Raw genomic sequence first — 24,678 nt, 5'->3', positions numbered from 1 at the left:
CAAATTGCCTAAATGTGTGGTTGATGGAGATTTCACCAAACTTGGCTGATACAACACAATCAGAAGTAGAAACAAAGTGTACCCTGTGCAACAATCGGGAAATCAAAGATTAATTACCTAGAAAGGCGTAATTATCTTCATCAAGTATTCGTTAAATTTAAGGGGAAACTCATGTACCAAGACTTGATCCGTGGTGAGCTGACGGAAGCTGCAGATACGCTATCCAATTTTTTAAGTGATGAAGCTAACCTGCAAGCTATCGAGAAAGCGGCAGTATTGCTGGCAGACTCTTTTAAAGCGGGCGGAAAAGTTCTCTCTTGCGGTAATGGTGGCTCCCATTGCGATGCGATGCATTTTGCAGAAGAGCTAACCGGTCGTTATCGTGAAAACCGTCCAGGTTATCCAGCAATAGCCATTTCTGATGTAAGCCATTTATCTTGCGTGAGTAATGACTTCGGTTATGAGTTTGTTTTTTCTCGTTTCATTGAAGCTGTTGGCCAAAAAGGGGATGTCTTATTAGGCATTTCAACGTCAGGAAATTCTGGCAACATCATCAAAGCAATCAGTGCTGCACGTGAAAAAGGTATGAAAGTCATTACGTTGACAGGTAAAGATGGTGGCAAGATGGCAGGTAGCGCTGATATTGAAATTCGCGTCCCTCATTTTGGTTATGCAGATCGTATTCAAGAGATTCATATCAAAGTGATCCATATCTTGATTCAATTAATTGAAAAAGAGATGGTTAAGTAACTTTTTTTGAGGCATCGGAGGCTTTAAATGTGCGAACTGCTTGGCATGAGTGCCAATGTACCCACAGATATTACTTTTAGTCTGAGTGGATTGATTTCCCGGGGTGGACAAACAGGTCCACATAAAGATGGCTGGGGAATTACGTTCTATGAAGGACTCGGGTGTCGTACATTTAAAGATCCTCAGCCAAGTTTTGTTTCTCCTGTGGCGCGGTTTGTGCAGGAATATCCAATCAAATCAGAATGCATAGTCGCACATATTCGTCAGGCAAATCGAGGCGATGTTTCTTTGGTCAATACGCACCCGTTTACTCGTGAGTTATGGGGGCGCAATTGGACATATGCCCATAATGGCCAGCTGAAAGGTTTTCGGTCATTGAAAACAGGTCATTATCGACCTATCGGTGAGACGGACAGTGAATGGGCGTTTTGTTGGATTTTGCATCAACTAAATCAAAAATATCCTCGAAAGCCGACAAATTGGCAATCAGTATTCCGGTTTATTGCGACTTTAGCTCAACAATTACGTGCAAAAGGCGTGTTTAATATGCTGCTATCCGATGGTGAGTATTTGATGGCATTCAGTTCAACGAAGCTTCACTGGATCACTCGAAAAGCCCCATTTGGTAAAGCAAAATTACTCGATCAAGATATCGAGATTGATTTCCAACAATGCACCACACCGAGTGACGTGGTGTCCGTGATCGCCACAACACCACTCACTGGAAATGAAACTTGGCAAAAAATAGAGCCTGGTGATTTTGTGCTATTTCACCGTGGTCAACGCATATTGTGACTTAGATCCCAATAACTGAGTCGGGCTTTCTGGCATGCTGTTAACATTATATTTACCTAATATCACAGAGACTTCGGCTGGTGTTTTTGTCCGCTCGAAGTAGTCATAAGCTGGCTGGAGTTGCTTCCAAAAAGCATAATGGCTGGAATTTCGGTAACGTAGCATATTCGTTTTAGTCATTCTAAAAGGATAGATGTTAACATCTATAATCGGCTGACCGTTTTGGAGTGCACGTTCGACGGTTTGGTAGATTTCTCCCATGGATTTATCTGTCATGGCATAGCATCCGGTCGATACACAGCTACCATGAATCATCAAATAATTACCGGTATACCCCTGCGCTTTATCAAAATCATTAGGAAAACCTAAGTTAATAGACCGGTAAAACTGGCTATTAGGGTTAAGTTGCTCGGCTGTAATCTGATAAAAACCTTCGGGGCTTTTTAGGTCGCCCTCTATTTTTTTTGGGCCCAGCCCACCAGAAAACTTACAGATTGGATAAGTTTTGACTAATTTAAACTTTCCGTCAGACGCTTTTTGGTAGAGCTCAAGCACACCTTCTTGTTTAAATATTTGAATAAATATCGATGATTTCTGTTCGATATTCGCCCTTTCATTAAGATTAATTAATGTTTCTTTATTTTGGGCGTTAACAGTCGAAGATAAAGCAAACAGTAAGCTAAGACTGAGAATTGTACGTATACGCATAATTAAGCCGAATTTTGAAAAATAAATTGTTTAAAAATAGTACATGTTAGGGATATTTTAGACGAAGGAAATAAAATTTAATATAGAAAGTTAATAATTCTGTCTGAATGTTTGTTGATTACAAAATAATCAACAATCGATAAAGATGAATGCATAGGTAGGTAATTACGAGTTGTTACAACATAATTTTAAATTATATTACGATTTGCTTGAGCTACGTCACTTCTATAACCGGACAGAGGGAGAGGGAACTGATAAAATTATCGACGGCAGAAGAAGATAAAGTGTAGCAATATTGTGAAATTTACTTACTCAAGTGGCGAAAGTAACTTGGGTTATTTTTATTATTGAGTCGCTATCATTCATTGCTGAATCGTTAGCTTAGGGTTTAACTGATAAACTTGTGCAGATCTTATGATTAAAATTAAAAAAGGCCTTAACCTTCCAATCGCAGGTGAGCCAGCCCAAGTGATAGAAGACGGCCCGAAAATTCAACACGTAGCGGTGCTAGGTGAAGAATATGTCGGGATGCGTCCTTCCATGCTGGTTAAAGAAGGTGAGCGTGTAAAAAAAGGACAGATTCTTTTTGAAGATAAAAAGAATCCTGGAGTGGTATTTACTAGCCCTGCCTGTGGCAAAATTGTTGCCATTCATCGTGGTGAGCGTCGTGTTCTTCAGTCTGTTGTCATCGAAATTGATGGCGATGAACAAGAGACTTTTGAATCTTATGCAGCAGACCAGCTTTCAACGTTGACTAAAGAGCAGGTTGAACAAAATCTTTTAAGATCAGGTTTATGGACAGCTTTAAGAACGCGCCCATTTAGTCGTTCTCCAGAGCCTGGTTCATCCCCAGCTGCGATTTTTGTGACTGCAATGGATACGAACCCGCTTTCCGCAGATCCAACAATAATCATTGGTGAAAATTCGCAAGCTTTTAACGACGGTTTGGTGGTTCTGAGTCGTTTAACCGAAGGCAAAGTTCATGTTTGCCATGGTGCTGGTGAAATCCCAAAACAAGCAGCCAACTCACAAATTGTTTATACGCAATTTGCGGGACCACATCCTGCTGGGTTAGCTGGTACTCACATTCATTTTCTTGAGCCAGTTAGTCTCAAAAAAAGAGTGTGGAGCCTAAATTATCAAGACGTGATTGCGATAGGTAAGTTATTTACCACCGGTCATTTATATACTGATCGAGTTATTGCAGTTGCGGGACCTCAAGTCGAAAAACCGCGTCTGTTACGAACCCGTCTAGGCGCAGATATTTATGAATTAACTAAAGGGCAGCTTAAAGCCGGAGAAAACCGTTTAATTTCGGGGTCTGTGCTTTGGGGTGTGACCTGTGATGAGGCTCATCACTATCTTGGTCGTTTTCATAACCAAGTTTCTGTCTTAGCAGAAGGCCGTGATAAAGAATTGTTTGGCTGGATTATGCCGGGGGTGAATAAATTTACCATCACTCGTACAACCATCGGTCATTTTCTGAAAAATAAACGATTTAACTTCACGACAACCATGAATGGTGGCGAACGTTCCATGGTTCCAATTGGTAACTATGAGCGTGTTATGCCACTCGATATCATGATTACGCACTTATTACGTGATCTACTCGCGGGCGATACAGATACTTCTCAAGAGTTGGGCTGTCTGGAACTTGATGAAGAAGATTTAGGTCTGTGTACATATGTGTGCCCAGCTAAGTATGAATATGGTCCAGTGCTGCGTGATGTTCTGACCAAGATTGAGCTAGAAGGGTAATTCCATGGGTCTGAAAAATTTATTTGAAAAATATGAGCACCATTTTGAACCCGGTGGAAAGTTAGTCAAACTCTATCCATTGTATGAAGCTGTTGTGACAGTTTTTTATACTCCGGGCACCGTCACAAAAGGTCGTTCACACGTTCGAGACACAATAGATCTCAAGCGCATGATGATTTTAGTCTGGCTTGCGGTTTTCCCAGCTATGTTCTGGGGAATGTATAACGTCGGAAACCAAGCTATTCCTGCGCTGTACCACTTGTATAGCGGTGCAGAATTGCAGCAAGTACTGGCGAGTGATTGGCACTACAGTCTGGCGCAATTATTAGGGGCTTCATTAACTCCTGATGCGGGCTGGGGCAGTAAAATGTTGCTGGGAGCCGTTTACTTCCTACCGATTTATTTAGTGGTATTCCTTGTCGGTGGATTCTGGGAAGTATTGTTCGCGATGATCCGTGGTCATGAGATCAACGAAGGTTTCTTTATCTCCTCTATCTTATTTGCCCTGATTGTCCCGCCAACCATTCCATTGTGGCAGGCAGCACTCGGTATCACCTTTGGTGTGGTTGTGGCAAAAGAGATTTTTGGTGGTACAGGGCGTAACTTCCTTAACCCTGCATTAGCGGGTCGTGCTTTCTTATTCTTTGCTTACCCAGCGCAGATTTCGGGTGACTTAGTTTGGACTGCGGCTGATGGTTTCTCTGGTGCAACTCCGTTATCCCAATGGGGTGCTGGTGGTCAAAGTGCACTGGTGAATACCATTACCGGTGAACCGATCACTTGGATGCAAGCTTTCCTAGGAAACATGCCGGGCTCAATTGGTGAAGTTTCCACACTGATGATTTTCATTGGTGGTGCATTCATCATCTTTTTCCGTATTGCCTCATGGCGTATTGTTGCCGGTGTGATGTTGGGCATGATTGCCATGTCTTACCTGTTCAACTTTATTGGTTCAGATACTAACCCACTATTTGCAATGCAATGGTGGTGGCACATGGTATTAGGTGGCTTTGCTTTCGGTATGATCTTTATGGCGACAGACCCAGTTTCAGCTTCCTTTACTGATAAAGGTAAGTGGGCATACGGGATTCTGATCGGTGTAATGTGCGTACTTGTTAGGGTTGTAAACCCTGCATATCCAGAAGGAATGATGCTAGCAATCCTATTCGCCAACCTGTTTGCTCCTCTGTTTGACTATATGGTCGTTCAAGCAAATATTAAACGGAGAAAAGCCCGTGGCTAATGATAAACCAGTAAATAAAGATGGCATTGGCAGAACCTTTATTGTTGTTTTTATTCTCTGCTTAGTGTGTTCCATCATCGTTGCCGGTGCTGCCGTCGGTCTCAAACCGAAGCAGCAAGAGCAAATTATGTTAGATGCTCAGCGTAATATTTTAAGTGTTGCGGATTTACTCGAGCCTAAAATGAGCGCTGAAGCAATTCAGAAAACCTACAGTGAGCGTATCGAACCAAAACTGTTGAATTTCAAAACTAACGAATTATCCGATAGCATTGGTCGCTACGACTTAAACAGTGAATTACGCAGTGATGAAACCAGTATTGCTCTGTCTCCAGCAGAAGATATTGCCAAAATACGTCGCCGCGTAAATAGTGCTGAAATCTATCTGGTAAAAGATGAACAGGGAAAAGTTTCCCAAATTATCTTACCTGTTTATGGTTCCGGTTTATGGTCAGTGATGTACGCTTTTATCGCCGTTGATATTGATGGTGTGACCTCTCGTGGTATTACTTACTATTCACATGGTGAAACTCCAGGTCTAGGTGGCGAAGTCGATAATCCACAATGGAAAGCTCAGTGGCCAGGTAAAAAACTGTTTAATGAGCAGGGTGTTCCTGCAATTAAAATCGTGCGTAGCGGTGCTACCGATAGCCCTTATGGTATCGATGGCCTTTCAGGTGCAACACTGACATCAAACGGGATTCAACATATGTTTGATTTCTGGTTAGGTGATAACGGTTTTGGTCCGTTCCTGAAAAAAGTTCGTGAAGGAGCGCTGAATAATGGCTGATTCTAAAGAAGTAAAACGCGTCCTACTTGGACCATTGTTCGATAATAACCCAATTGCATTGCAGGTTTTGGGGGTATGCTCGGCATTAGCCGTCACCACCAAACTTGAAACGGCACTGGTTATGACTATCGCTGTAACCTTAGTCACAGCGTTCTCTAACTTTTTTATCTCATTAATTAGAAATTACATCCCAAGCAGTGTTCGTATTATTGTTCAAATGGCAATTATTGCATCGTTAGTAATTGTTGTTGACCAAATCTTACGTGCCTATGCCTATGAAATTTCAAAACAGCTTTCGGTATTCGTTGGCTTAATTATTACCAACTGTATCGTTATGGGACGTGCTGAAGCATATGCGATGAAAGCACCTCCAATTGAAAGTTTTATGGATGGTATCGGTAATGGTCTTGGGTATGGTGTGATCCTAGTACTGGTTGGCTTCCTTCGTGAGCTGTTCGGTTCTGGTAAACTGTTTGGTATCACGGTATTTGAATCACTGCAAAATGGTGGTTGGTACATGCCAAATGGCTTATTCCTGTTAGCGCCAAGTGCATTCTTTATCATTGGTATGCTGATTTGGGGTTTACGTACTCTGAAACCAGCTCAGATAGAGAAGGATTAAGAGTATGGAACATTATATTAGTTTATTTGTTAAAGCCATTTTCATTGAAAACATGGCATTAGCCTTCTTCTTAGGAATGTGTACATTCCTTGCAGTATCGAAGAATGTAAAAACTGCGTTTGGACTGGGTATTGCCGTTACTGTTGTTTTAGGTATTTCTGTTCCTGCCAATAACCTCGTATACAACCTAGTGTTGCGTGATGGGGCTTTGGTTGAAGGTGTGGATTTATCATTCCTAAACTTCATTACCTTTATCGGTGTGATTGCTGCATTAGTTCAAATTCTGGAAATGATTTTGGATCGTTACTTCCCATCACTGTATAACGCACTAGGGATCTTCTTACCGTTGATCACCGTTAACTGCGCAATCTTTGGTGGTGTATCTTTCATGGCTCAGCGCGACTATAACTTTACGGAATCCATCGTTTATGGTTTTGGTTCCGGTATAGGTTGGATGTTGGCTATCGTCTTAATGGCGGCTATCCGTGAAAAAATGAAGTATTCAGACATTCCAGCGGGTCTAAAAGGGTTAGGTATCACCTTTGTTACGACCGGTTTGATGGCATTGGGCTTTATGTCCTTCTCCGGTGTGCAGCTATAAAGGCGAGAAGAATTCATGGATATTATTATTCTAGGCGTAGTTATGTTCACCCTGATTGTCTTGGCTTTGACAGGTCTGATCCTGTTTGCAAAGTCCAAGTTGGTCAATACAGGGAACATTAAAGTTGAAGTCAACGGCGATCCTGATAAGAGCTTTGATGCTCCAGCAGGCGATAAGCTGTTAGGTATGTTAGCAAACCAAGGTATCTTTGTTTCTTCTGCCTGTGGTGGCGGTGGTTCATGTGGTCAGTGCCGTGTGAAAATCAAAGAGGGCGGTGGTGACATCCTGCCAACTGAGCTTTCTCACATCAATAAACGTGAAGCGAAAGAAGGTTGCCGTCTGGCGTGCCAGGTTAACGTAAAACAAGACCTTAAGATTGAATTACCTGAAGAAATTTTCGGCGTGAAAAAATGGGAATGCGAAGTTATCTCCAATGATAACAAAGCGACGTTCATTAAAGAGCTGAAGTTAAAAATTCCTGAGGGAGAAGTGGTTCCATTCCGTGCGGGTGGTTTTATTCAGATTGAATGTCCTCCTCATGTGGTGAAGTACTCAGACTTTGATGTACCTGAGGAATACCGTGAAGATTGGGATAAATTCAACCTGTTTCGCTATGTTTCTGATGTTAAAGAAGAAACAGTTCGTGCTTACTCGATGGCTAACTACCCTGATGAGCACGGTATTATCATGCTCAACGTGCGTATTGCAACGCCACCTCCGCGCAATCCTGATGTACCACCGGGAATTATGTCATCTTACATTTGGTCATTAAAGCCGGGTGATAAAGTGACAATTTCGGGTCCATTCGGTGAATTCTTCGCGAAAGATACGGATGCAGAAATGATCTTCATCGGTGGTGGTGCGGGTATGGCTCCAATGCGTTCTCACATTTTCGACCAGCTACGCCGTTTGAATTCTAAACGTAAGATTAGTTTCTGGTACGGTGCGCGTTCAAAACGTGAAATGTTCTATGTGGAAGATTTCGATCAGTTAGCTGCAGAGCATGATAACTTTACATGGAATGTTGCCCTTTCTGATGCTTTACCGGAAGATAATTGGGATGGATACACAGGGTTTATTCACAATGTCCTGTATGAAAACTATCTCAAAGATCACCCAGCACCAGAAGACTGTGAGTTCTACATGTGTGGGCCTCCAGTGATGAATGCCGCGGTCATCAAGATGCTGAAAGATCTGGGTGTTGAAGACGAAAATATTTTACTGGATGATTTCGGTGGTTAATAAATAGGCCGAAACTATTCACCAAGCGCCCAGGTTACTGGGCGCTAATTGACTGTAAAGAGGAAAAAAACGGTTTTTTCCTCTTTTTGGTTGTAAACTTAAATAACCAAACTGGTATTTCTATTTTTAAACGTGAGTATTCTCTAGGTTTGTGACATGTTGAGTTTTTTGGAAGTCTCAGCACCTCTCTAGTGGCGCTTACAATTAACGCTGAGAAAATTTATGCTAAACAGAAAAGTAATTGCCCCTGTGCTGTTATTCGCAGCCACTCTCTTTCTTGCAGCCTGTGGTGGACCTGAGCAACAAAATCTTCAGGGACAAACCATGGGTACCTATTATTCTGTTAAATATGTAACTGACTCTTCAGAGCCGACACCTGAAGTGATTCAAACTGAAATTGATAAACGTTTGGAAGAAGTTAATGACCAAATGTCTACTTATCGTCCGGGCTCGGAATTAAGTCGCTTTAATCAATCTACTGAAGTGAATGTTCCTTTCCCGGTCTCTGCGGCAACAGCAAAAGTTGTTAGCAAAGCGATTGAAATTAACAAATTAACGGATGGTTCATTAGATGTGACTGTTGGGCCTCTGGTTAATCTTTGGGGATTTGGTCCTGAAGGTCGAGTGACTAAAGCTCCGACAGACGAAGATTTGGCTAAACGTCGTGCATGGATAGGTATTGATAAGCTTGCAGTACAAGATAACAACCTGATTAAAACTATCCCTGAGCTTTATGTCGATCTCTCTTCCATCGCAAAAGGCTATGGTGTTGATGTCGTTGCTGAGTACTTGGAATCTCTTAATATTAATAATTATATGGTTGATATTGGTGGTGAGGTCCGAACTAAAGGTAAGAATGGTAAGGATGCTCCATGGCGTATCGCGATTGAAAAACCGGCAACGGATGGTGTGAGCCAAACTGCTCAAGAAATTATCGAACCGGGTGATTTATCTATCGCGACTTCGGGTGATTATCGTAATTATTTTGAGCAAGATGGTGTGCATTTTTCTCATACTATCGACCCTAAAACAGGTAAACCTATTTCTCATAAGCTAGTTTCTATTACTGTACTGGCTGACGATTGCATGACGGCTGATGGTTTATCGACAGGTTTGAATGTACTGGGTCCTGAAGCTGGTCTAGCACTAGCAGAAAAAATGAATGTTCCTGTTTTTATGATAGTGAAGACAGATAAAGGTTTCGAAGAGCGTTACACTAAGGCATTCGAACCATTTTTACAGAAGAAGCAGTAAATAGGAGAATAAAGGAATGCTGAATGTTTTTCTGGCAACCTTTGCCTTATTTTTGTTGGCATTTTTGGGTATGTCTCTTGGATACATTATTAAGCGTAAAAGTATTCAAGGAAGCTGCGGTGGTTTAAGCAGTATTGGTGTTGAAAAGGTTTGTGACTGCCCTGAGCCTTGTGATGCCCGTAAAAAACGTATGGCACGTGAAGAAGCCCGTAAAAAAATGTTAGAGAAAAATCGAATTATTTGATTTTTAAACTGACTATTTTATCTTCAGCCTTAGTCATGATGGATATCATCTGACTAAGGTTTTTTGTTATAAAAGAAAGTGCATTTTTGTGTGAAAAAGCTCGGTGACTAAAACAACATTTTTACTACTTAGATTCATCAGACTACAAATAATTCAGTTGAGCAGGAGCTTGATGCCGGGAATGCTGCATATAAACGTTTAGATTCACCATTAATACCCAATATGACTTGATGATTATCTTCAGGCTTTATTTGGCAGGTAAAGTTAACGGAAGATCTCCAGTGCTTACCAGACTGGGTAACAAATTCAACTATCCAGTGATGGGGATCTTCAACGCGATAAAAAAAGGATAATGCATCAGGGGTAGTAGACAGATTTTTTACATTATATAGGTACATACCTTGAACAGGAGAATGCAAATCTGAAATATCATGAATGATTCTAACCTTATTTAAATCTTCTCCCCAAAAATTTTCAAATGTTATATGGCAACGTTCGATTGTCATTTTATTTCCTCTCGTTGCTATGGTTAAATTAATTGCATTTTTTTAGAGCATGAAATAGAGACAGGGTAATTAACAAATAAGCTCTTCACGTTACCATTAAAACTAATTTTGACTTTACCATTATCTCGTTCATTAATTTTACATGATAAAAAATCGCCACTATCCCAAGTTTCTCCACTCTTCGTTATGATTTTCCCTTTCCAATTGCTCATTTCTGTGACAGAAAATTGAAATTCAAATATATCAGTAAGTATTTGTTTATCTTTTAAATTATAAGAAATAAATGCACTTTCATACTCATTTGCATTATTTTGAAAAATAATTTCTACTTTTTTTATATCTTCATTCCACATGTTCTCAATTGATAAGATACCTTTTGACATAGCCAAATTTTTTCCTCTATGAATATTTGGATTTTAAATATCATGGCATTTTAAATTGATAGTGTAATTAATATTGAATGTTATTGATTAATGAAAAGAGAGGGGCTAATAGAAATAAATTAAGCTACTTAAAATGGACATCATATGGTGCCAAATAAGTAGCTTAAAAATAAGATTACTTTTTAAAGGCTTTAGGGGAATCAACCATCACCGCATTAGCGCCAATATCTTTAGCAAGCTGGTAGTCACTTTCATTATTTACGCCAAAGACAATAATATAAGCGTTACCATTTTTTCTAAAGCAATCAATCGCTTCTTTATCCCACGATAAAGTCGCAGGAGAGCGGGCTTCACCTAACGTATATTTCTCGACAACTTCGACTTTGCGATGTAGTTCAAAGCCATACCAACGAGTTGCTGATTTATCATTTTCTACCGAGCATTGGTGGCTCATTACGCTATTGGCTAACATAGTGCGAGTTTCATCGCGACTTTCAAAGAGCTGAGTTTGGGATGAAAGCGGTTTCAGTGCTTTCAAAAATGAATCATTAGTGGAATAGAAACGTACCTGATTAAAAGCTTTAGTCTTGTTTAACAACGCTAGAATTGCTTGAGCTTGAGTTTCTGGGTTCGCATCGGGGGACTTTAAATCAATATAAAAAGTCGTGTCAGGATATTGGGATAATACGTTTTCTAATGTAGTAATCGTGGTTTGGAGAGCAGGTAATTTCGCGTTATTCTTTTGATTAAACTTATAGGCCGCATTAATTTGGCTCAGCTGTTTAGCGGTGTAATTTGAAACCATACCGTTCTTATCTGTTAGTGCATCTAAATCACTTGGGCGATAAAGCACCAGCTGATTATCTTGGCTTAATTGAACCGTTAACCAAATCGCATCGGCATTATTTTTCTTTGCTAACTCGATAGCATAGAGGGTGTTTTCTGGCGCATCTGCTGTTCCTGCACGATGGGCAACAATGTGTGGTGTTAAGGCAAAGGCTGATTGGCTAGCCAAAAGTAGTAATCCGATAACAGTAGATTTTTTGAATATTGATGTTGATATCATTGGCATGTGTATTATCCATAAAAATAGTGAATTCAAGAAACTAGAGAGAAATTAAATGAATACCTGTTTTAATGTTTTTAGTAGACTTTGTAAGTAGCGAGCCGGCAAATTAGGAGTAACTTTGAGTATTTAGGCTCATTAGCAGTGTCTCAGAAATTTATTTCAATCAGATGAATAAGTTGTGAGTGGAAGTTGTGTTATTACATTTATAATTATTGTCATCTTCAAAATGGTATTTTCAGAACTCATTGCATGGCTAATAAAATAACTGTATATTTAAACAGTTATTTTTGGTGGGTAGGGCATCTATCATGCGTAAAATTATTCATATTGATATGGACTGCTTTTTTGCTGCGATAGAAATGCGTGATAATCCTGAGCTGCGCCATGTTCCCCTTGCTGTAGGTGGGAGTGCAGATCGTCGAGGTGTGATTAGTACAGCAAACTATGAAGCGCGTCGTTATGGGGTGCATAGTGCTATGTCTACGGGAATGGCTCTAAAGCTTTGTCCTCATCTTAAAGTGGTGCCCGGTAGAATGGCGGTTTATAAAGAAACCTCGATTCATATTCGTCAAATATTTTCCCGTTATACAGATTTAATCGAACCGCTATCTTTGGATGAAGCCTATTTAGATGTGACGGATTGTTTACAGCTTCATGGCTCGGCCACATTAATTGCCGAGGCAATCCGTCAACAAATATTTGATGAGCTACAACTCACTGCATCAGCAGGAATAGCACCAATTAAGTTTCTAGCTAAAATTGCATCGGATTTGAATAAGCCCAATGGACAATATGTTATTACTCCTCAAGAGCTACCTTCATTTGTTGCTTCTCTTCCCTTAAAGAAAATCCCAGGGGTGGGGAAAGTCACAGCTCAAAAACTCGCGGATATGGGGCTATTAACCTGCGCAGATGTGCAAAAGTATGACATGTTGTCGTTGATTAAAAGTATGGGGAAATTTGGTCAGGCTCTATGGGAGCGCTGCCATGGCGTTGATGATCGCCCTATTAATCCAGAAAGGGTTCGAAAATCGGTGGGTGTTGAGCGTACATTAGCAAAAGATATTCATCATTGGGATGAGTGTTTACCACTGTTAGATACTTTGTATGATGAGCTCTATTTTCGCTTAGAGAAAATTAAGCCGGATCTACGAATTGCTCGGCAAGGCGTAAAATTGAAATTTGAAGATTTTCAACAAACGACCCAGGAACATGTGTATCCCATCATTAATAAACAAGATCTCATTCAGTTAGCAAAACAGGCTTGGGACAATAGACGCTTAGGGCGAGGTGTCAGGCTGGTTGGCTTACATGTATCGCTTCAGAATCCTCAGTTAGAGAGACAGCTGTCTTTGATATTGTGAACAAAAAGTGGGGTCATATGCCGATGACCCCAAATTTCATTGAATACGGGTTAGTTTTTAACGGGGATCGCTTTGAGGATCGCGGTTAATAACGTCCAGTATTGACCTACGCTTTCGATATGTACACGTTCGTCTGGTGAGTGAGCACCGCGGATAGTTGGTCCAATAGAAACCATGTCCATTAGTGGGTAAGGTTTTTTGAACAAACCACACTCAAGACCCGCATGGATCACCATGATATTGGGTGTTTTACCGAACAATTTTTGGTAAGTATCACTCACAATATGCATGACTGGCGAGTCAGCATCTGGCTGCCATCCAGGGTATCCACCTTCTGCGCGGAACTGAGCTTTTGCTAACTTACTTAAAGAGGTCAGCATGTTCACAACGTAGTTTTTACCTGTATCGATCAGGGAACGAACTAAGAAGATCACTTCAGCTTTATCTTCCGTCATTTTCACGACGCCTTCATTCAGCGAAGTTTCTACAACCCCTTTGACAACATCACTCATACGGATTACGCCGCTTGGTGCTGAGTTTAGGAAGAAAACCAAACGTTGTTGGCAATCATCAGTTAGTGCTTTTAACGCACTGGAAGTTTCTTCTAAAACTAAAACTAAGTTAGGTTCTACAGCAGCCAATTCATTTTTCAGAATACCTTCGTAGCGAGTTCTTAATACCGTTAATTCAGCAACTTTATCCGCTGGTACTGCAATGGTGGCATGACCTTCGCGAGGGATAGCATTACGCAAAGTACCGCCAGTGAATTCCAACAGTTTTAAGTTTAATTCTTCAGCATGACCAGCTAAGAAACGAGCTAATAGCTTGTTAGCGTTTCCTAAACCTAAGTGAATATCTCCACCAGAGTGACCACCTTTGAGGCCTTTTAACGTCATGGTGAACGTTTTATAACCTTGAGGTAAAGCTTCACGGGTTAAATCAAATGTTGCAGTGAAGTCTACGCCACCCGCACAACCCATGTAGATCTCGCCTTCTTCTTCTGAGTCAGTATTGATTAGAATATCAGCTTGTAGCCAGTTAGGTTGTAAGCCAAAAGCACCGTCCATTCCGGTTTCTTCTGTCATGGTTAGTAAGACTTCCAGTGGACCATGTTCAACGCTTTCATCAGCTAATACGGCAATCGCTGATGCCATACCGATACCATTATCCGCACCTAAAGTTGTACCTTCCGCAGTCACCCACTCGCCGTTGATATAAGGACGGATAGGATCTTTAGTAAAGTCGTGTTCCGTGTCGTTATTTTTCTGTGGCACCATATCTAAGTGAGCTTGCAATACAACTGGCTTGCGGTTTTCATAGCCTGGAGTTGCTGGCTTACGAATTAGAATATTTCCAACTTGGTCACGCTCAACGTGAAGACCTTTACCTTTTGACCACTCAATAATATGAGCAGCTAAGGCTTCTTCGTGTTTAGAAGGGTGAGGGATGGAACAGATTTTAGCGAAAATATCCCACAGCGGTTGTGGTTTTAGTGTAGCGAGTTGTGACACTGTTTTCTCCTTAGATCTTTTTCCCCGCCATATTTCAAGCTGTAGAGTTTACGAACACCCAAACAATCAACTGGCGAAGTTCACGGTTGAATTTTGTATTGCACTTAAGTGTAAAAACTCAAGTTTTAAGCGGTTTTATGTATTGAATCAGCATACCACTTTCTATCGAATAATGGAGAGTGCTAATAAGAATAATTCATTCTGAGGGATGGTTTTGCTGGTTTTTCCTGCGTCGAATCACTATAATCTCGCGCAACCTTTTTTCCGCAAGACACATTTCTGTTTTACTCAAGTCGGGACCCGAATTTTATGAGCGAAAAATATGTCGTAACGTGGGATATGTTGCAAATACATGCCCGTAAACTCGCACAACGTTTATTACCAGCAAAACAATGGACAGGCATCATCGCAGTAAGCCGTGGTGGTTTAGTCCCAGGCGCATTATTGGCGCGTGAGCTGGGTATTCGTCATGTTGACACCGTTTGTATCTCTAGCTACGACCATAATAATCAGCGCGAAATGCAAGTGATTAAGCGTGCAGAAGGTGATGGCGAAGGCTTTATCGTTATCGATGATTTAGTTGATACTGGCGGTACGGCACAAGCGATTCGAGATATGTATCCGAAAGCTCATTTTGTCACCATCTTTGCTAAACCAGCAGGTCGTCCATTAGTTGATGACTATGTGGTTGATATTCCACAAAACACATGGATTGAACAGCCTTGGGATATGGGGGTTGTTTTCATTGAGCCTCTGTGTGAACAAGATAAATAATCTGGTTGTGTTGTTCAAAGATTAGTGAGTGTTTATTTATGATAAACAACACATTAATACCTAAATGATTTGAACAAAACACGATATGATATAGGGGAGTGCAAATGCACTCCCCTTTGTTTTTTATGTGGCAGATTGATTGGTAAGATTAGGGAAGCAAAATGACTCAACAAAATTTATCCGAAAAACTGTTTAAACCTAGAGTTAGACAAGTCGAAACCTCGACATTAGTTTCCTATTCCTCCCATACACTGTCGCAATTCAAAGACCATAGTGTATTAAGTGGCTCCCAGCACACCCATTGGTATCGCATGATTAACCGTCTTCTATGGATTTGGCGTGGAATTGATGCCATTGAAATTGAAGAGGTTCTCAGCCGGATAGCGGTGGCTGATGCAAAACGTAGCAGTGATGAGTGGTTAGATACCATCATTGGTAATCGCCGAGGTAATTGGTGTTTTGAATGGTCAACGCAAGCAATGCATTGGCAGCAAAAAGCATTGAAATATGAAAAAGGTGATAAAGCGAGTGAAGCTTGGTTACACGCTGCTAATTTATATAGTATTGCCGCCTATCCATTTATTAAAGGGGATGAGCTAGCAGACCAAGCCATATTACTCGCTTGCAAAGCATACGATAGCGCTGCGAAATTCTCTGACTATCAGCTCAAGAAAATTGCATTCAAGGTTGATGGGGGAAAAGAAGTTTGTGGTTTCCTACATATTCCATCTGGAGTGCAAGGGCCATACCCTACCGTCATGGTTTGTGGGATGCTTGATAGCTTACAGATTGACTATAGCCGCTATTTTCGTGACTATTTAGAACCTCTGGGTATCGCAATGTTAACATTGGATATGCCATCTATTGGTTATTCCATTAAGTACAATCTATCCCAAGAAACCAGTACTCTGCATGAGCAGATCGTTCGCCAGCTCGACACTATCCCATGGATTGACCATACACGGTTTGGGATAACGGGAATTCGGTTTGGAGCGAATATTGCTATTAGGTTGGCATATATGTGCCCTGATAAAATTAAAGCAGTGGCAACCATTGGCCCTATTGTTCATAGTTTATTACACGAAGAAAAATACCAAAAAAATATCCCTCGTATGGTTTTGGATGTTTTTGCGAGTCGATTAGGCATTTTTCAAGTTGATGGGCAATCATTACGCCATGAGCTAAGTTGTTATTCGTTAAAAACTCAAGGTCTATTAGGGCGTCGTAATCGAGTACCTATGATGTCCGTTTGTTTCAAAGATGATCCTTATAGCCCGAAAGCTGATTCTGATTTAATTATTCGATCATCTATGGATAGTCATTTATTAGTATTGCCTAATAGCCCTGTTTTCGAGGCTTTCGAGCGTTCTATGTCTGAAACGACAAAATGGTTAGAAAGTAAAATATTATAATTCTATTGAATAACTTGCTTATTTTTTAACATTTGTTAAAAAGGGATCTTCCCAAGAAGGAGATCCTTAATATGGCTTTACCGACTGATTACTCGAATGGAAAATATTTAAAGAAATTTGCTGCAATAGGTCCTTATTTACGAGAGAAACAATCTCTTAAAGATTGCTATTTTTTCGATAGTCTCGTGGTTTGTGTGAATGCGAATATCGCACCAGAGAAACGTGAGTTTTGGGGGTGGTGGTTAGAGTTGGTATCTACCCATGAAGGATTTGAATTCGCCTATCATCTTGGGATGTATGATAATCAGGGAAATTGGCAGGCAAAAACGCTAAAGAATTCAGAGACAACGAAAGCCGTAGAAAAAAATCTCGTTTCGTTTCATAAAAGTCTTTCTCAAAGATTATCAGAGCTTGAATTAACCTTATACCCATCCCCTTTAATGACAGAATTAAAACTGGAATTAAGCGCATAAAATTGTTTTAAGCCAACTTTTGTTTAATTTTGCGTTATGCCTGTTGGCATAACGCGCTTCTCCTGATAAAACTGATAGCTACGTTGTATTTATTAATCCTAATGGCAGAAAAATGATGAAAAATAGCCAAACGCTAGTGGTTAAACTTGGCACTAGTGTATTAACAGGGGGCTCACGTCGTTTAAATCAAGCTCATATTGTTGAGCTGGTAAGACAGTGTGCGCAGCAGTATGAAAAAGGTCACCGTATTATTATTGTCACCTCTGGCGCCATTGCTGCTGGTCGTGAACATCTTAATTACCCCGAATTGCCGGCTACCATTGCATCTAAGCAGTTGCTAGCGGCGGTCGGTCAAAGTCGTTTGATCCAACTATGGGAACGGCTATTTTCCATTTATGGAATTCATATCGGCCAAATGTTATTAACTCGCGCTGATTTAGAAGACCGTGAACGTTTTTTGAATGCTAGAGACACACTTCAAGCTTTGTTAGATAACGGGATTATTCCTGTTATTAACGAAAATGATGCGGTTGCAACAGCAGAAATCAAAGTTGGAGATAATGACAACTTATCTGCTTTAGCCGCTATCCTTGGGGATGCAGATAAATTGTTATTACTGACAGATATCGAAGGCCTGTATGATGCAGATCCTCGCAGTAATCCGGATGCGAAACTCATTCCAGAAGTACATGGTATCAATGATGATTTACGCCGGATGGCTGGGGATAGCGTCACTGGATTGGGAACGGGGGGGATGGCGACTAAACTACAAGCTGCAGATGTGGCGGGTAGAGCCGGGATTGATGTCATTATTGCTGCGGGCAATAAACCCGATGTGATCAACTCAGTGATCGAAAATATTCCTGTAGGCACACGTTTTTATGGGCAGAAAAACCCAATGGAAAATCGTAAGCGTTGGATTTTTGGTGCACCAGCCGCAGGAGATATCTATATTGATGATGGGGCGCAACTGGCTATCGTAGAAAAAGGTAGTTCGTTATTGCCAAAAGGCATAAAAAAAATCGAGGGTGATTTTTCTCGTGGTGCAGTAATCCGTATTCGCAATATGGCAGGTAAAGATCTAGCCCACGGAGTGAGTCACTATAATAGTGATGCATTAAGGATGATTGCAGGTCATCACTCTCAAGAAATTAGTAAAATCCTTGGCTATGAACACGGCTCTGTCGCGGTTCATCGCGACGATATGATAGTGAGTTAATTATGTTAGAGAAAATGGGTAAAGCGGCGCGTACTGCGTCATGGCAACTGGCTCAACTAAATACAAAACAAAAAAATACAGCACTTGAGCAAATTGCGGATCTGTTAGAACAAGAAAGTGCGGTGATCCTAGCGGCTAACCAACAAGATATGGCTCAAGCTAAACAAAGTGGCATGAGTGAGGCTTTACAAGACCGTTTACTGCTAACTGAAGCTCGTCTAAAAAACATTGCTGATGATGTCAGAAAAGTGTGCCAATTAGCCGATCCGGTTGGTCAGGTATTGGATGGTAGCGAGCTTGATAGTGGCTTGAGTTTACAACGTCGTCGTGTACCTCTTGGGGTTATTGGCGTGATTTATGAGGCGCGTCCTAATGTCACTGTCGACGTGGCATCCTTATGCTTAAAAACGGGTAATGCCGTGATCCTCAGAGGCGGTAAAGAAACACATAATACCAATCTTGCCGTGGTAAATGTTATTCAGCAAGCATTAAAAAACAGTGGGTTACCTGCTGATGCAGTTCAGGCAATCAATAATCCAGATCGTGAGTTAGTCACACAGTTGCTCAAACTGGATCGTTATGTTGATATGCTTATTCCGCGTGGGGGCGCTGGTTTACATAAACTGTGCCGTGAACAATCGACTATTCCTGTAATCACAGGAGGAATCGGTGTTTGTCATACCTTTGTGGATGAATCTATTGATTTTGATAAAGCACTCAGTGTGATTACCAATGCAAAAGTTCAGCGTCCAAGCGCATGTAACTCGCTTGAAACGCTTTTAGTGCATGAAAACATTGCTGCAGATTTCTTACCTCGCTTGAGTGAAAAAATGGCACAACAGAAAGTGACGTTACATGCGAGCGAGAAAGCCATGCCATTTCTTGAAAAAGGTGCAGCAAAAGTTGTGCCTGTAAAAGCTGAAGAATTGGTTGATGAATGGCTGTCACTGGATCTGAATGTAGAAATTGTTTCAGGTATCGATGAAGCAATTGATCATATTCGCCAATATGGTACTGCGCATTCAGATGCAATTTTGACAGAGTCTATTTCTCTAGCGGACGATTTTGTTAAACGTGTGGATTCAGCGGCAGTGTATGTCAATGCGAGCACTCGCTTTACTGATGGCGGTCAATTTGGATTGGGCGCGGAAGTAGCCGTAAGTACTCAAAAATTACATTCTCGCGGGCCTATGGGCCTGGATGCACTGACTACTTATAAATGGATTGGTTATGGCGATTTTTTAAGTCGACCTTAATTGAGACATAATAATTGTAAGCCACACAGTGTTGTGGCTTTATTTTTTATATTGTTTGCCATTTTGGCTTACCTTCAAGAAGCATGAGTACAGCTAATTTATAATAGTAATCATGATAATGGGATGATATCGATGTTTTACATTATTGGTCCAAGAGGCTCGGGAAAAACAACAATTGGTAAAAGACTCGCAGAAAAAACGGGATACCAATTTATTGATACAGACAAATGTATTGTCGAACAAGCGGGAATGAGTATTGCTGAAATTGTTGAACTGCAAGGATGGGATTATTTTCGCCATCTTGAAAGCGATGTTTTGAAATCAATTCAATCTCAAGATGCGATTGTTTCTACAGGTGGCGGAATTATTTTGGCTCCTGAAAACCAGCAAGTGATGCGTGATAATGGTGTCGTTATTTATTTGCATTCGACGCCAGAAATTCTCGCTAAGCGACTCGCAGCTGAACCGCAAGCTGAGCAGCGACCAAGCTTAACGGGGAAATCATTGCTTGAAGAAATTGCAGAAGTCATGGAGCAGAGGGATCCCATTTATCTATCAACAGCTCATCACGTTATTGATGCCAATCAGTCTATTGATGCTATTATTAGCCAGATCGCAAATTTGACATAATTATTGGCTATATCGAGCGCTTTAGGAATAAACCGCTTAATGCTACGGAATGACCGCGACATAATTATTGCAGTATCTAATTGTTAGTTAATAAATAAAACAATCACCATAATAAAGAGAATCATTATGTTGGCAAAAATAATTAAAAAAGTACTTCGATTTTTATTTCGCGTCGAAGTTATTGGCGATGCGAAAGAATTCAATCAAGACAAATGCATAATTACGCCTAACCATGTTTCTTTCCTTGATGGTGTGTTAATTGCACTATTTTTGCCGGTGAAGCCCGTCTTTGCTATGTACAGCACGGTGGCAACACCAAAGATGATCAAGCGGCTCAAGCCTTATGCGGATGTTGTGGCTCTCGATCCTAAAAACCCTTTAGGTTTAAGGCACCTTGTCAGAGAAGTTGATAAAGGGCGCCCGATCGTCATTTTCCCTGAAGGGAGAATATCTGTTCATGGCTCATTAATGAAAATTTATGAAGGGGCTGCCTTTATTGCGGCTAAGTCTGGCGCAAAAGTTGTCCCTATCCGAATCGATGGTCCAGAACGTAGCCACTTAGGTCGCCTGAAAGGTATCATACCATTAAAGTGGTTTCCCAAAATCACACTGCATATTCTACCTGCTGAATCTATTCCTATGCCAGAAGCGCCTCGTGCGGTAGAGCGCCGTGCTTTAGCGGGTGAGCATCTGTATCAAATCATGAAATCAGCGCGTATGGCATCTCGCCAACCAATGACATTGGTGGAAGCGTTCCTTGACAGTATCGAACGTTACGGTCGTCGTTCCCCTTGCATTGAAGATATCTCATTTAAAGAAGATACCTACCAAGGGCTACTAAAAAAATCCCTAGGCGTCGGGCGGATTATCGAGCGTTATACTCATGAAAATGAGCGAATTGGCATTTTATTACCGAACACAACAGTAACCGCTGCGGCTATTTTCGGGGCGTTAATGCGAGGCCGTGTTCCTGCAATGCTGAACTATACAGCGGGTAGCCATGGAATTAGCAATGCACTTAAAGCATCAACAGCAAAAGTAGTCTTTACCTCCAGACAATTTCTCGAAAAAGGTAAATTAACCCATATTCCTGAACAAGTTCCTGAAGCAACGTGGATTTATCTTGAGGATTTAAAAGATACAGTTACTTTCCAAGATAAATTATGGATTGTGAAACACTTATTCTCCCCGCGTAAGGCGATTGTTCCTCGTAATATCGATGATGAGGCTATTGTATTATTTACTTCTGGCTCTGAAGGAACGCCTAAAGGTGTGGTGCATAGTCATGGCAGCTTAATGGCAAATATCGAGCAAATTAAAACTATTGCTGATTTTACTCCGCGCGACCGCTTTATGTCCTCATTGCCCCTATTTCATGCATTTGGTCTAACGGTAGGGCTGTTTATTCCTCTATTTTCGGGGAGTCGTGTATTCCTATATCCAAGCCCTCTGCATTATCGAATTATTCCTGAATTGGTTTATGACCGAAATTGTACCGTGTTATTTGGAACATCAACATTCTTAGGTAATTATGCGCGATTTGCGCATCCATATGATTTTGCTCGAGTTCGTTATGTAGTTGCTGGAGCGGAAAAGCTATCAGATAAAACCAAGAAGATTTGGTATGAAAAATTTGGTATTCGAATTCTTGAAGGTTATGGCGTTACTGAATGTGCGCCAATTGTGTCTATCAATGTACCAATGGCTGCAAAAGAGGGTTCTGTAGGGCAAATTTTACCGTGTATGGAAGCGCGTCTGATTTCGCTTCCGGGGATTGAGCACGGAGGGAAATTACAGCTGAAAGGCCCGAATATTATGAAAGGGTATTTGCGTGTAGAAGCCCCTGGTATCCTTGAGGTACCTAAAGCAGAAAATGCTCAAGGAGAAATCGAAGACGGTTGGTATGACACTGGGGATATCGTCGAACTTGATAATAAAAACTTCTGTACGATTAAAGGGCGCGTGAAACGTTTTGCTAAATTAGCGGGTGAAATGGTTTCTCTGGAAAGTATTGAACAAATGGTGACTGAAATTTCCCCGCAAAGTGACCATGGTGTGGTCACCAAACCAGACAGTAGCAAAGGTGAAGCGCTGGTGCTATTCACTACGGATAAAGAACTGGATCGTAGTGCGCTTTCTGCGGCAGCAAAAGCAAAAGGTTTAACGGAACTGGCTGTTCCTCGAGATATTCGTTGGGTGAAAGAATTGCCCGTGCTAGGAAGCGGTAAAACAGACTTTGTTACTCTGAAACAAATGGCATTGAAAGGGGATTAGTATGCAGGATAGCGCACCGAATACGCCATTAATGAGTACTGGAATGAAAGCTGTCTTGGCATCCCAATTCCTGTCTGCATTTGCTGATAATGCTTTACTTTTTGCAATATTAGCCCAGCTAAAAGCGGAGTTTTATCCAGAATGGAGCCACCCAATTCTGCAAATGGTATTTGTATTTACCTATATTATTTTGGCCCCTTTTGTGGGGCAAATCGCTGATCGATTCTCCAAAGGTCGCGTAATGCTGTTTTCCAATGTATTTAAATTTATTGGCGCGCTCGGGATCTGTTTAGGGCTTAATCCATTCTTATGTTATGGGTTAGTCGGCATTGGTGCTGCATCTTATTCACCTGCAAAATACGGAATTTTAGGTGAGCTTACGGGGGGAGAAAACCTTGTTAAAGCGAACGGATTAATGGAGGCCTCGACGATTGCAGCGATTTTAGTAGGATCCGTAGTTGGGGGGATGCTGTCGGATATCAACTTATTATTAGCACTTGGTACTTGTACTGTGTTGTATGCGTTGGCGGTTGGCGTAAACTTCTTTATTCCGCATCTTGTGGCGGCAAGGCCTGCAAAAGGTTGGAATTTTAAATTATTACTTAGTGATTTTTTCACCGCTTGCCGAGTTTTATGGGCAAATCAAGAAAGCCGATTCTCTTTAGTGGGAACGAGTATGTTTTGGGGAGCAGGGGTCACATTACGCTTTTTATTAGTGGCATGGGTACCCGTAGCGCTCGGTTTACAAGATAATACAACGCCAACTATTTTGAATGCGATGGTGGCTGTGGGGATTGTTGTTGGTGCTGGTTTAGCCGCCAAATTTATCACTTTAAAAACGGTATATCGTTGTATTCCTGCGGGTATTGTTATTGGGGTGATGGTGGTATTACTCTCATTACAAACTAATATTATTCCATCCTATTTTATCCTGATGGTGTTAGGGATTTTTGGGGGCTTATTTGTTGTGCCACTGAATGCTCTTTTACAGGAAAAAGGTAAAGAAACCGTTGGCGCAGGGAACGCGATAGCTGTGCAAAACCTTGGCGAAAATAGTGCAATGTTATTAATGCTAGGGTTATATTCACTCGCTATTAAGGTCGGATTCTCTGTAGTAGGCGTAGGCATTGGTTTTGGTGTGGTATTCGCAATAGGTATTGCGGGATTATGGATTTGGGATCGCGCTCGTAAGAAAACAGCATAATAGTGAATAACCAAATGATAGATGAGAAACAGCTCGAAATATTAAGTATTCAGCTAGGCGAATATTTACTAAAACAAGGTAAAACAGTGACAGCGGCGGAATCCTGCACAGGTGGTTGGATTGCGAAAGTTCTGACTGATATTTCTGGTAGCTCAGCTTATTTTTACCGTGGTTTTGTGACTTACAGTAATGAAGCTAAACATCAAATGATTGGTGTTAAAGAATCTTCATTAAACACGTTTGGTGCTGTGAGTCAGCAAGTCGTTCAGGAAATGGCATTAGGGGCCCTCAGTGAGGCTAATGCAGATTTTTCTATGTCAGTCAGTGGCATTGCAGGTCCTGGCGGCGGAAGTGATGAAAAACCTGTGGGTACAGTATGGTTTGGTTTTGCCTTAAAACGGGCTGATAATTCTGTTGATGTGGTCACAAGCCACCAAATATTTGGCGGTGATAGAAATCAAGTTCGTTTACAATCAACGGGTTATGCACTTCAAATGCTTTTGCAGCTAATAACTGAAAAATTTTCTTGATACTGTATGATTATACAGTATACTTGATTTCAACAAATCGAATTCAATCGTTTTATTCGCAATGGTCAA

At 41.1% G+C, this 24,678-nt stretch carries 25 protein-coding genes; 20 read left to right on the top strand and 5 right to left on the bottom strand.

Going from position 1 to position 24,678, the window contains the following annotated elements:
- Window positions 1-171: 171 nt before the first annotated feature.
- Together lpcA and PROVRUST_RS14605 are read left to right on the top strand one after the other, a co-directional pair.
- Complete coding sequence (gene lpcA / locus PROVRUST_RS14610) at window positions 172-750, top strand: D-sedoheptulose 7-phosphate isomerase (RefSeq protein ID WP_006815634.1); 579 nt, start codon at window positions 172-174, stop codon at window positions 748-750.
- A gap of 27 nt (window positions 751-777) precedes the next feature.
- Complete coding sequence (locus tag PROVRUST_RS14605) at window positions 778-1,545, top strand: class II glutamine amidotransferase (protein WP_006815633.1); 768 nt, start codon at window positions 778-780, stop codon at window positions 1,543-1,545.
- Here the strand turns inward: PROVRUST_RS14605 and PROVRUST_RS14600 are convergent.
- Window positions 1,516-2,253, bottom strand: a complete 738-nt coding sequence (locus tag PROVRUST_RS14600; RefSeq protein WP_006815632.1) for a L,D-transpeptidase family protein — start codon at window positions 2,251-2,253, stop codon at window positions 1,516-1,518. The two genes, PROVRUST_RS14605 and PROVRUST_RS14600, sit on opposite strands and share 30 nt — an antisense overlap.
- 414 nt (window positions 2,254-2,667) lie before the next feature.
- Here PROVRUST_RS14600 and PROVRUST_RS14595 point away from each other — a divergent pair, with 414 nt between their 5' ends.
- The 8 genes from PROVRUST_RS14595 to nqrM all read left to right on the top strand — a co-directional run bounded on the left by PROVRUST_RS14595 (window position 2,668) and on the right by nqrM (window position 10,004).
- Complete coding sequence (locus PROVRUST_RS14595) at window positions 2,668-4,011, top strand: Na(+)-translocating NADH-quinone reductase subunit A (RefSeq protein ID WP_006815631.1); 1,344 nt, start codon at window positions 2,668-2,670, stop codon at window positions 4,009-4,011.
- Between the two features lie 4 nt (window positions 4,012-4,015).
- Complete coding sequence (locus PROVRUST_RS14590; protein WP_006815630.1) at window positions 4,016-5,254, top strand: NADH:ubiquinone reductase (Na(+)-transporting) subunit B; 1,239 nt, start codon at window positions 4,016-4,018, stop codon at window positions 5,252-5,254.
- Complete coding sequence (locus PROVRUST_RS14585; protein ID WP_006815629.1) at window positions 5,247-6,041, top strand: Na(+)-translocating NADH-quinone reductase subunit C; 795 nt, start codon at window positions 5,247-5,249, stop codon at window positions 6,039-6,041. Before PROVRUST_RS14590 ends, PROVRUST_RS14585 begins: the two co-directional genes overlap by 8 nt.
- Entirely contained in the window at window positions 6,034-6,663 is a 630-nt protein-coding gene (locus PROVRUST_RS14580) for an NADH:ubiquinone reductase (Na(+)-transporting) subunit D (protein ID WP_006657395.1), read from the top strand. The genes PROVRUST_RS14585 and PROVRUST_RS14580 overlap by 8 nt, the downstream gene beginning before the upstream one ends.
- A 4-nt stretch (window positions 6,664-6,667) precedes the next feature.
- The gene (gene nqrE, locus PROVRUST_RS14575; protein ID WP_006657396.1) at window positions 6,668-7,264 is read left to right on the top strand and encodes an NADH:ubiquinone reductase (Na(+)-transporting) subunit E; all 597 of its coding nucleotides are present in this window, start codon (window positions 6,668-6,670) and stop codon (window positions 7,262-7,264) included.
- Between the two features lie 15 nt (window positions 7,265-7,279).
- Complete coding sequence (nqrF, locus tag PROVRUST_RS14570) at window positions 7,280-8,506, top strand: NADH:ubiquinone reductase (Na(+)-transporting) subunit F (RefSeq protein WP_006815628.1); 1,227 nt, start codon at window positions 7,280-7,282, stop codon at window positions 8,504-8,506.
- A gap of 222 nt (window positions 8,507-8,728) precedes the next feature.
- Window positions 8,729-9,760: an FAD:protein FMN transferase gene (locus PROVRUST_RS14565; RefSeq protein ID WP_006815627.1), complete on the top strand. Its 1,032-nt coding sequence runs from the start codon at window positions 8,729-8,731 to the stop codon at window positions 9,758-9,760.
- A gap of 16 nt (window positions 9,761-9,776) precedes the next feature.
- Entirely contained in the window at window positions 9,777-10,004 is a 228-nt protein-coding gene (nqrM, locus tag PROVRUST_RS14560) for a (Na+)-NQR maturation NqrM (protein ID WP_006815626.1), read from the top strand.
- A gap of 137 nt (window positions 10,005-10,141) precedes the next feature.
- Here nqrM and PROVRUST_RS14555 read toward each other — a convergent pair whose 3' ends face one another.
- From PROVRUST_RS14555 to PROVRUST_RS14545, 3 genes are all read right to left on the bottom strand, one after another.
- Complete coding sequence (locus PROVRUST_RS14555; RefSeq protein ID WP_006815625.1) at window positions 10,142-10,510, bottom strand: hypothetical protein; 369 nt, start codon at window positions 10,508-10,510, stop codon at window positions 10,142-10,144.
- A gap of 23 nt (window positions 10,511-10,533) precedes the next feature.
- Entirely contained in the window at window positions 10,534-10,893 is a 360-nt protein-coding gene (locus PROVRUST_RS14550) for a hypothetical protein (RefSeq protein ID WP_006815624.1), read from the bottom strand.
- A gap of 175 nt (window positions 10,894-11,068) precedes the next feature.
- On the bottom strand, window positions 11,069-11,965 hold the full coding sequence (locus tag PROVRUST_RS14545) for a glycerophosphodiester phosphodiesterase family protein (RefSeq protein WP_006815623.1): 897 nt from the start codon (window positions 11,963-11,965) through the stop codon (window positions 11,069-11,071).
- A gap of 305 nt (window positions 11,966-12,270) precedes the next feature.
- On the opposite strand from PROVRUST_RS14545, the gene dinB reads away from it, so the two are divergent.
- Entirely contained in the window at window positions 12,271-13,326 is a 1,056-nt protein-coding gene (gene dinB / locus PROVRUST_RS14540) for a DNA polymerase IV (RefSeq protein ID WP_006815622.1), read from the top strand.
- Between the two features lie 50 nt (window positions 13,327-13,376).
- Here the strand turns inward: dinB and pepD are convergent, their stop codons facing one another.
- Entirely contained in the window at window positions 13,377-14,837 is a 1,461-nt protein-coding gene (pepD, locus tag PROVRUST_RS14535) for a beta-Ala-His dipeptidase (RefSeq protein WP_006815621.1), read from the bottom strand.
- A gap of 309 nt (window positions 14,838-15,146) precedes the next feature.
- On the opposite strand from pepD, the gene gpt reads away from it, so the two are divergent.
- From gpt to pncC, 9 genes are all read left to right on the top strand, one after another.
- Window positions 15,147-15,611, top strand: coding sequence for a xanthine phosphoribosyltransferase (gene gpt, locus PROVRUST_RS14530; RefSeq protein WP_006815620.1), 465 nt, complete (start codon window positions 15,147-15,149; stop codon window positions 15,609-15,611).
- Between the two features lie 161 nt (window positions 15,612-15,772).
- Window positions 15,773-17,023, top strand: a complete 1,251-nt coding sequence (gene frsA, locus PROVRUST_RS14525) for an esterase FrsA (RefSeq protein WP_039855547.1) — start codon at window positions 15,773-15,775, stop codon at window positions 17,021-17,023.
- A gap of 71 nt (window positions 17,024-17,094) precedes the next feature.
- Window positions 17,095-17,496, top strand: a complete 402-nt coding sequence (crl, locus tag PROVRUST_RS14520; RefSeq protein ID WP_039855545.1) for a sigma factor-binding protein Crl — start codon at window positions 17,095-17,097, stop codon at window positions 17,494-17,496.
- 115 nt (window positions 17,497-17,611) lie between these two features.
- Window positions 17,612-18,715: a glutamate 5-kinase gene (gene proB / locus PROVRUST_RS14515; protein ID WP_039855654.1), complete on the top strand. Its 1,104-nt coding sequence runs from the start codon at window positions 17,612-17,614 to the stop codon at window positions 18,713-18,715.
- A 2-nt stretch (window positions 18,716-18,717) separates the two neighbouring features.
- A complete protein-coding gene (gene proA / locus PROVRUST_RS14510) occupies window positions 18,718-19,971 on the top strand; it encodes a glutamate-5-semialdehyde dehydrogenase (protein ID WP_006815616.1) in 1,254 nt (417 codons plus the stop codon).
- 132 nt (window positions 19,972-20,103) lie between these two features.
- A complete protein-coding gene (gene aroL, locus PROVRUST_RS14505; protein WP_006815615.1) occupies window positions 20,104-20,601 on the top strand; it encodes a shikimate kinase AroL in 498 nt (165 codons plus the stop codon).
- Window positions 20,602-20,727: 126 nt separating this feature from the next.
- Window positions 20,728-22,875 (top strand): bifunctional acyl-ACP--phospholipid O-acyltransferase/long-chain-fatty-acid--ACP ligase, encoded by a 2,148-nt coding sequence (gene aas / locus PROVRUST_RS14500; protein ID WP_006815614.1) that lies wholly within the window; start codon window positions 20,728-20,730, stop codon window positions 22,873-22,875.
- Window position 22,876: 1 nt separating this feature from the next.
- Window positions 22,877-24,079: a lysophospholipid transporter LplT gene (gene lplT / locus PROVRUST_RS14495; RefSeq protein WP_006815613.1), complete on the top strand. Its 1,203-nt coding sequence runs from the start codon at window positions 22,877-22,879 to the stop codon at window positions 24,077-24,079.
- A gap of 14 nt (window positions 24,080-24,093) precedes the next feature.
- Window positions 24,094-24,609 (top strand): nicotinamide-nucleotide amidase, encoded by a 516-nt coding sequence (gene pncC, locus PROVRUST_RS14490; RefSeq protein WP_006815612.1) that lies wholly within the window; start codon window positions 24,094-24,096, stop codon window positions 24,607-24,609.
- The last annotated feature ends 69 nt before the right edge of the window (window positions 24,610-24,678 follow it).

Origin of the sequence: Providencia rustigianii DSM 4541, assembly GCF_000156395.1 — a bacterium.
In the GTDB taxonomy this organism is placed as follows: Bacteria; Pseudomonadota; Gammaproteobacteria; order Enterobacterales; family Enterobacteriaceae; genus Providencia; species Providencia rustigianii.
The sequence above is the reverse complement of the archived record's forward strand: the minus strand, read 5'-3'. Positions and strand labels throughout refer to the sequence as shown.

Bases quoted from the DNA above. Each gene is read 5' to 3' on its own strand.
- lplT (WP_006815613.1), top strand. From the start codon at position 22,877: ATGCAGGATAGCGCACCGAATACGCCATTAATGAGTACTGGAATGAAA.
- crl (WP_039855545.1), top strand. From the start codon at position 17,095: ATGGCTTTACCGACTGATTACTCGAATGGAAAATATTTAAAGAAATTT.
- proB (WP_039855654.1), top strand. From the start codon at position 17,612: ATGAAAAATAGCCAAACGCTAGTGGTTAAACTTGGCACTAGTGTATTA.
- dinB (WP_006815622.1), top strand. From the start codon at position 12,271: ATGCGTAAAATTATTCATATTGATATGGACTGCTTTTTTGCTGCGATA.
- frsA (WP_039855547.1), top strand. From the start codon at position 15,773: ATGACTCAACAAAATTTATCCGAAAAACTGTTTAAACCTAGAGTTAGA.
- PROVRUST_RS14565 (WP_006815627.1), top strand. From the start codon at position 8,729: ATGCTAAACAGAAAAGTAATTGCCCCTGTGCTGTTATTCGCAGCCACT.
- PROVRUST_RS14580 (WP_006657395.1), top strand. From the start codon at position 6,034: ATGGCTGATTCTAAAGAAGTAAAACGCGTCCTACTTGGACCATTGTTC.
- nqrF (WP_006815628.1), top strand. From the start codon at position 7,280: ATGGATATTATTATTCTAGGCGTAGTTATGTTCACCCTGATTGTCTTG.
- aroL (WP_006815615.1), top strand. From the start codon at position 20,104: ATGTTTTACATTATTGGTCCAAGAGGCTCGGGAAAAACAACAATTGGT.
- PROVRUST_RS14550 (WP_006815624.1), bottom strand. From the start codon at position 10,893: ATGTCAAAAGGTATCTTATCAATTGAGAACATGTGGAATGAAGATATA.
- PROVRUST_RS14595 (WP_006815631.1), top strand. From the start codon at position 2,668: ATGATTAAAATTAAAAAAGGCCTTAACCTTCCAATCGCAGGTGAGCCA.
- PROVRUST_RS14555 (WP_006815625.1), bottom strand. From the start codon at position 10,510: ATGACAATCGAACGTTGCCATATAACATTTGAAAATTTTTGGGGAGAA.
- aas (WP_006815614.1), top strand. From the start codon at position 20,728: ATGTTGGCAAAAATAATTAAAAAAGTACTTCGATTTTTATTTCGCGTC.
- PROVRUST_RS14605 (WP_006815633.1), top strand. From the start codon at position 778: ATGTGCGAACTGCTTGGCATGAGTGCCAATGTACCCACAGATATTACT.
- nqrE (WP_006657396.1), top strand. From the start codon at position 6,668: ATGGAACATTATATTAGTTTATTTGTTAAAGCCATTTTCATTGAAAAC.
- lpcA (WP_006815634.1), top strand. From the start codon at position 172: ATGTACCAAGACTTGATCCGTGGTGAGCTGACGGAAGCTGCAGATACG.
- PROVRUST_RS14600 (WP_006815632.1), bottom strand. From the start codon at position 2,253: ATGCGTATACGTACAATTCTCAGTCTTAGCTTACTGTTTGCTTTATCT.
- gpt (WP_006815620.1), top strand. From the start codon at position 15,147: ATGAGCGAAAAATATGTCGTAACGTGGGATATGTTGCAAATACATGCC.
- PROVRUST_RS14545 (WP_006815623.1), bottom strand. From the start codon at position 11,965: ATGCCAATGATATCAACATCAATATTCAAAAAATCTACTGTTATCGGA.
- nqrM (WP_006815626.1), top strand. From the start codon at position 9,777: ATGCTGAATGTTTTTCTGGCAACCTTTGCCTTATTTTTGTTGGCATTT.
- pncC (WP_006815612.1), top strand. From the start codon at position 24,094: ATGATAGATGAGAAACAGCTCGAAATATTAAGTATTCAGCTAGGCGAA.
- proA (WP_006815616.1), top strand. From the start codon at position 18,718: ATGTTAGAGAAAATGGGTAAAGCGGCGCGTACTGCGTCATGGCAACTG.
- PROVRUST_RS14590 (WP_006815630.1), top strand. From the start codon at position 4,016: ATGGGTCTGAAAAATTTATTTGAAAAATATGAGCACCATTTTGAACCC.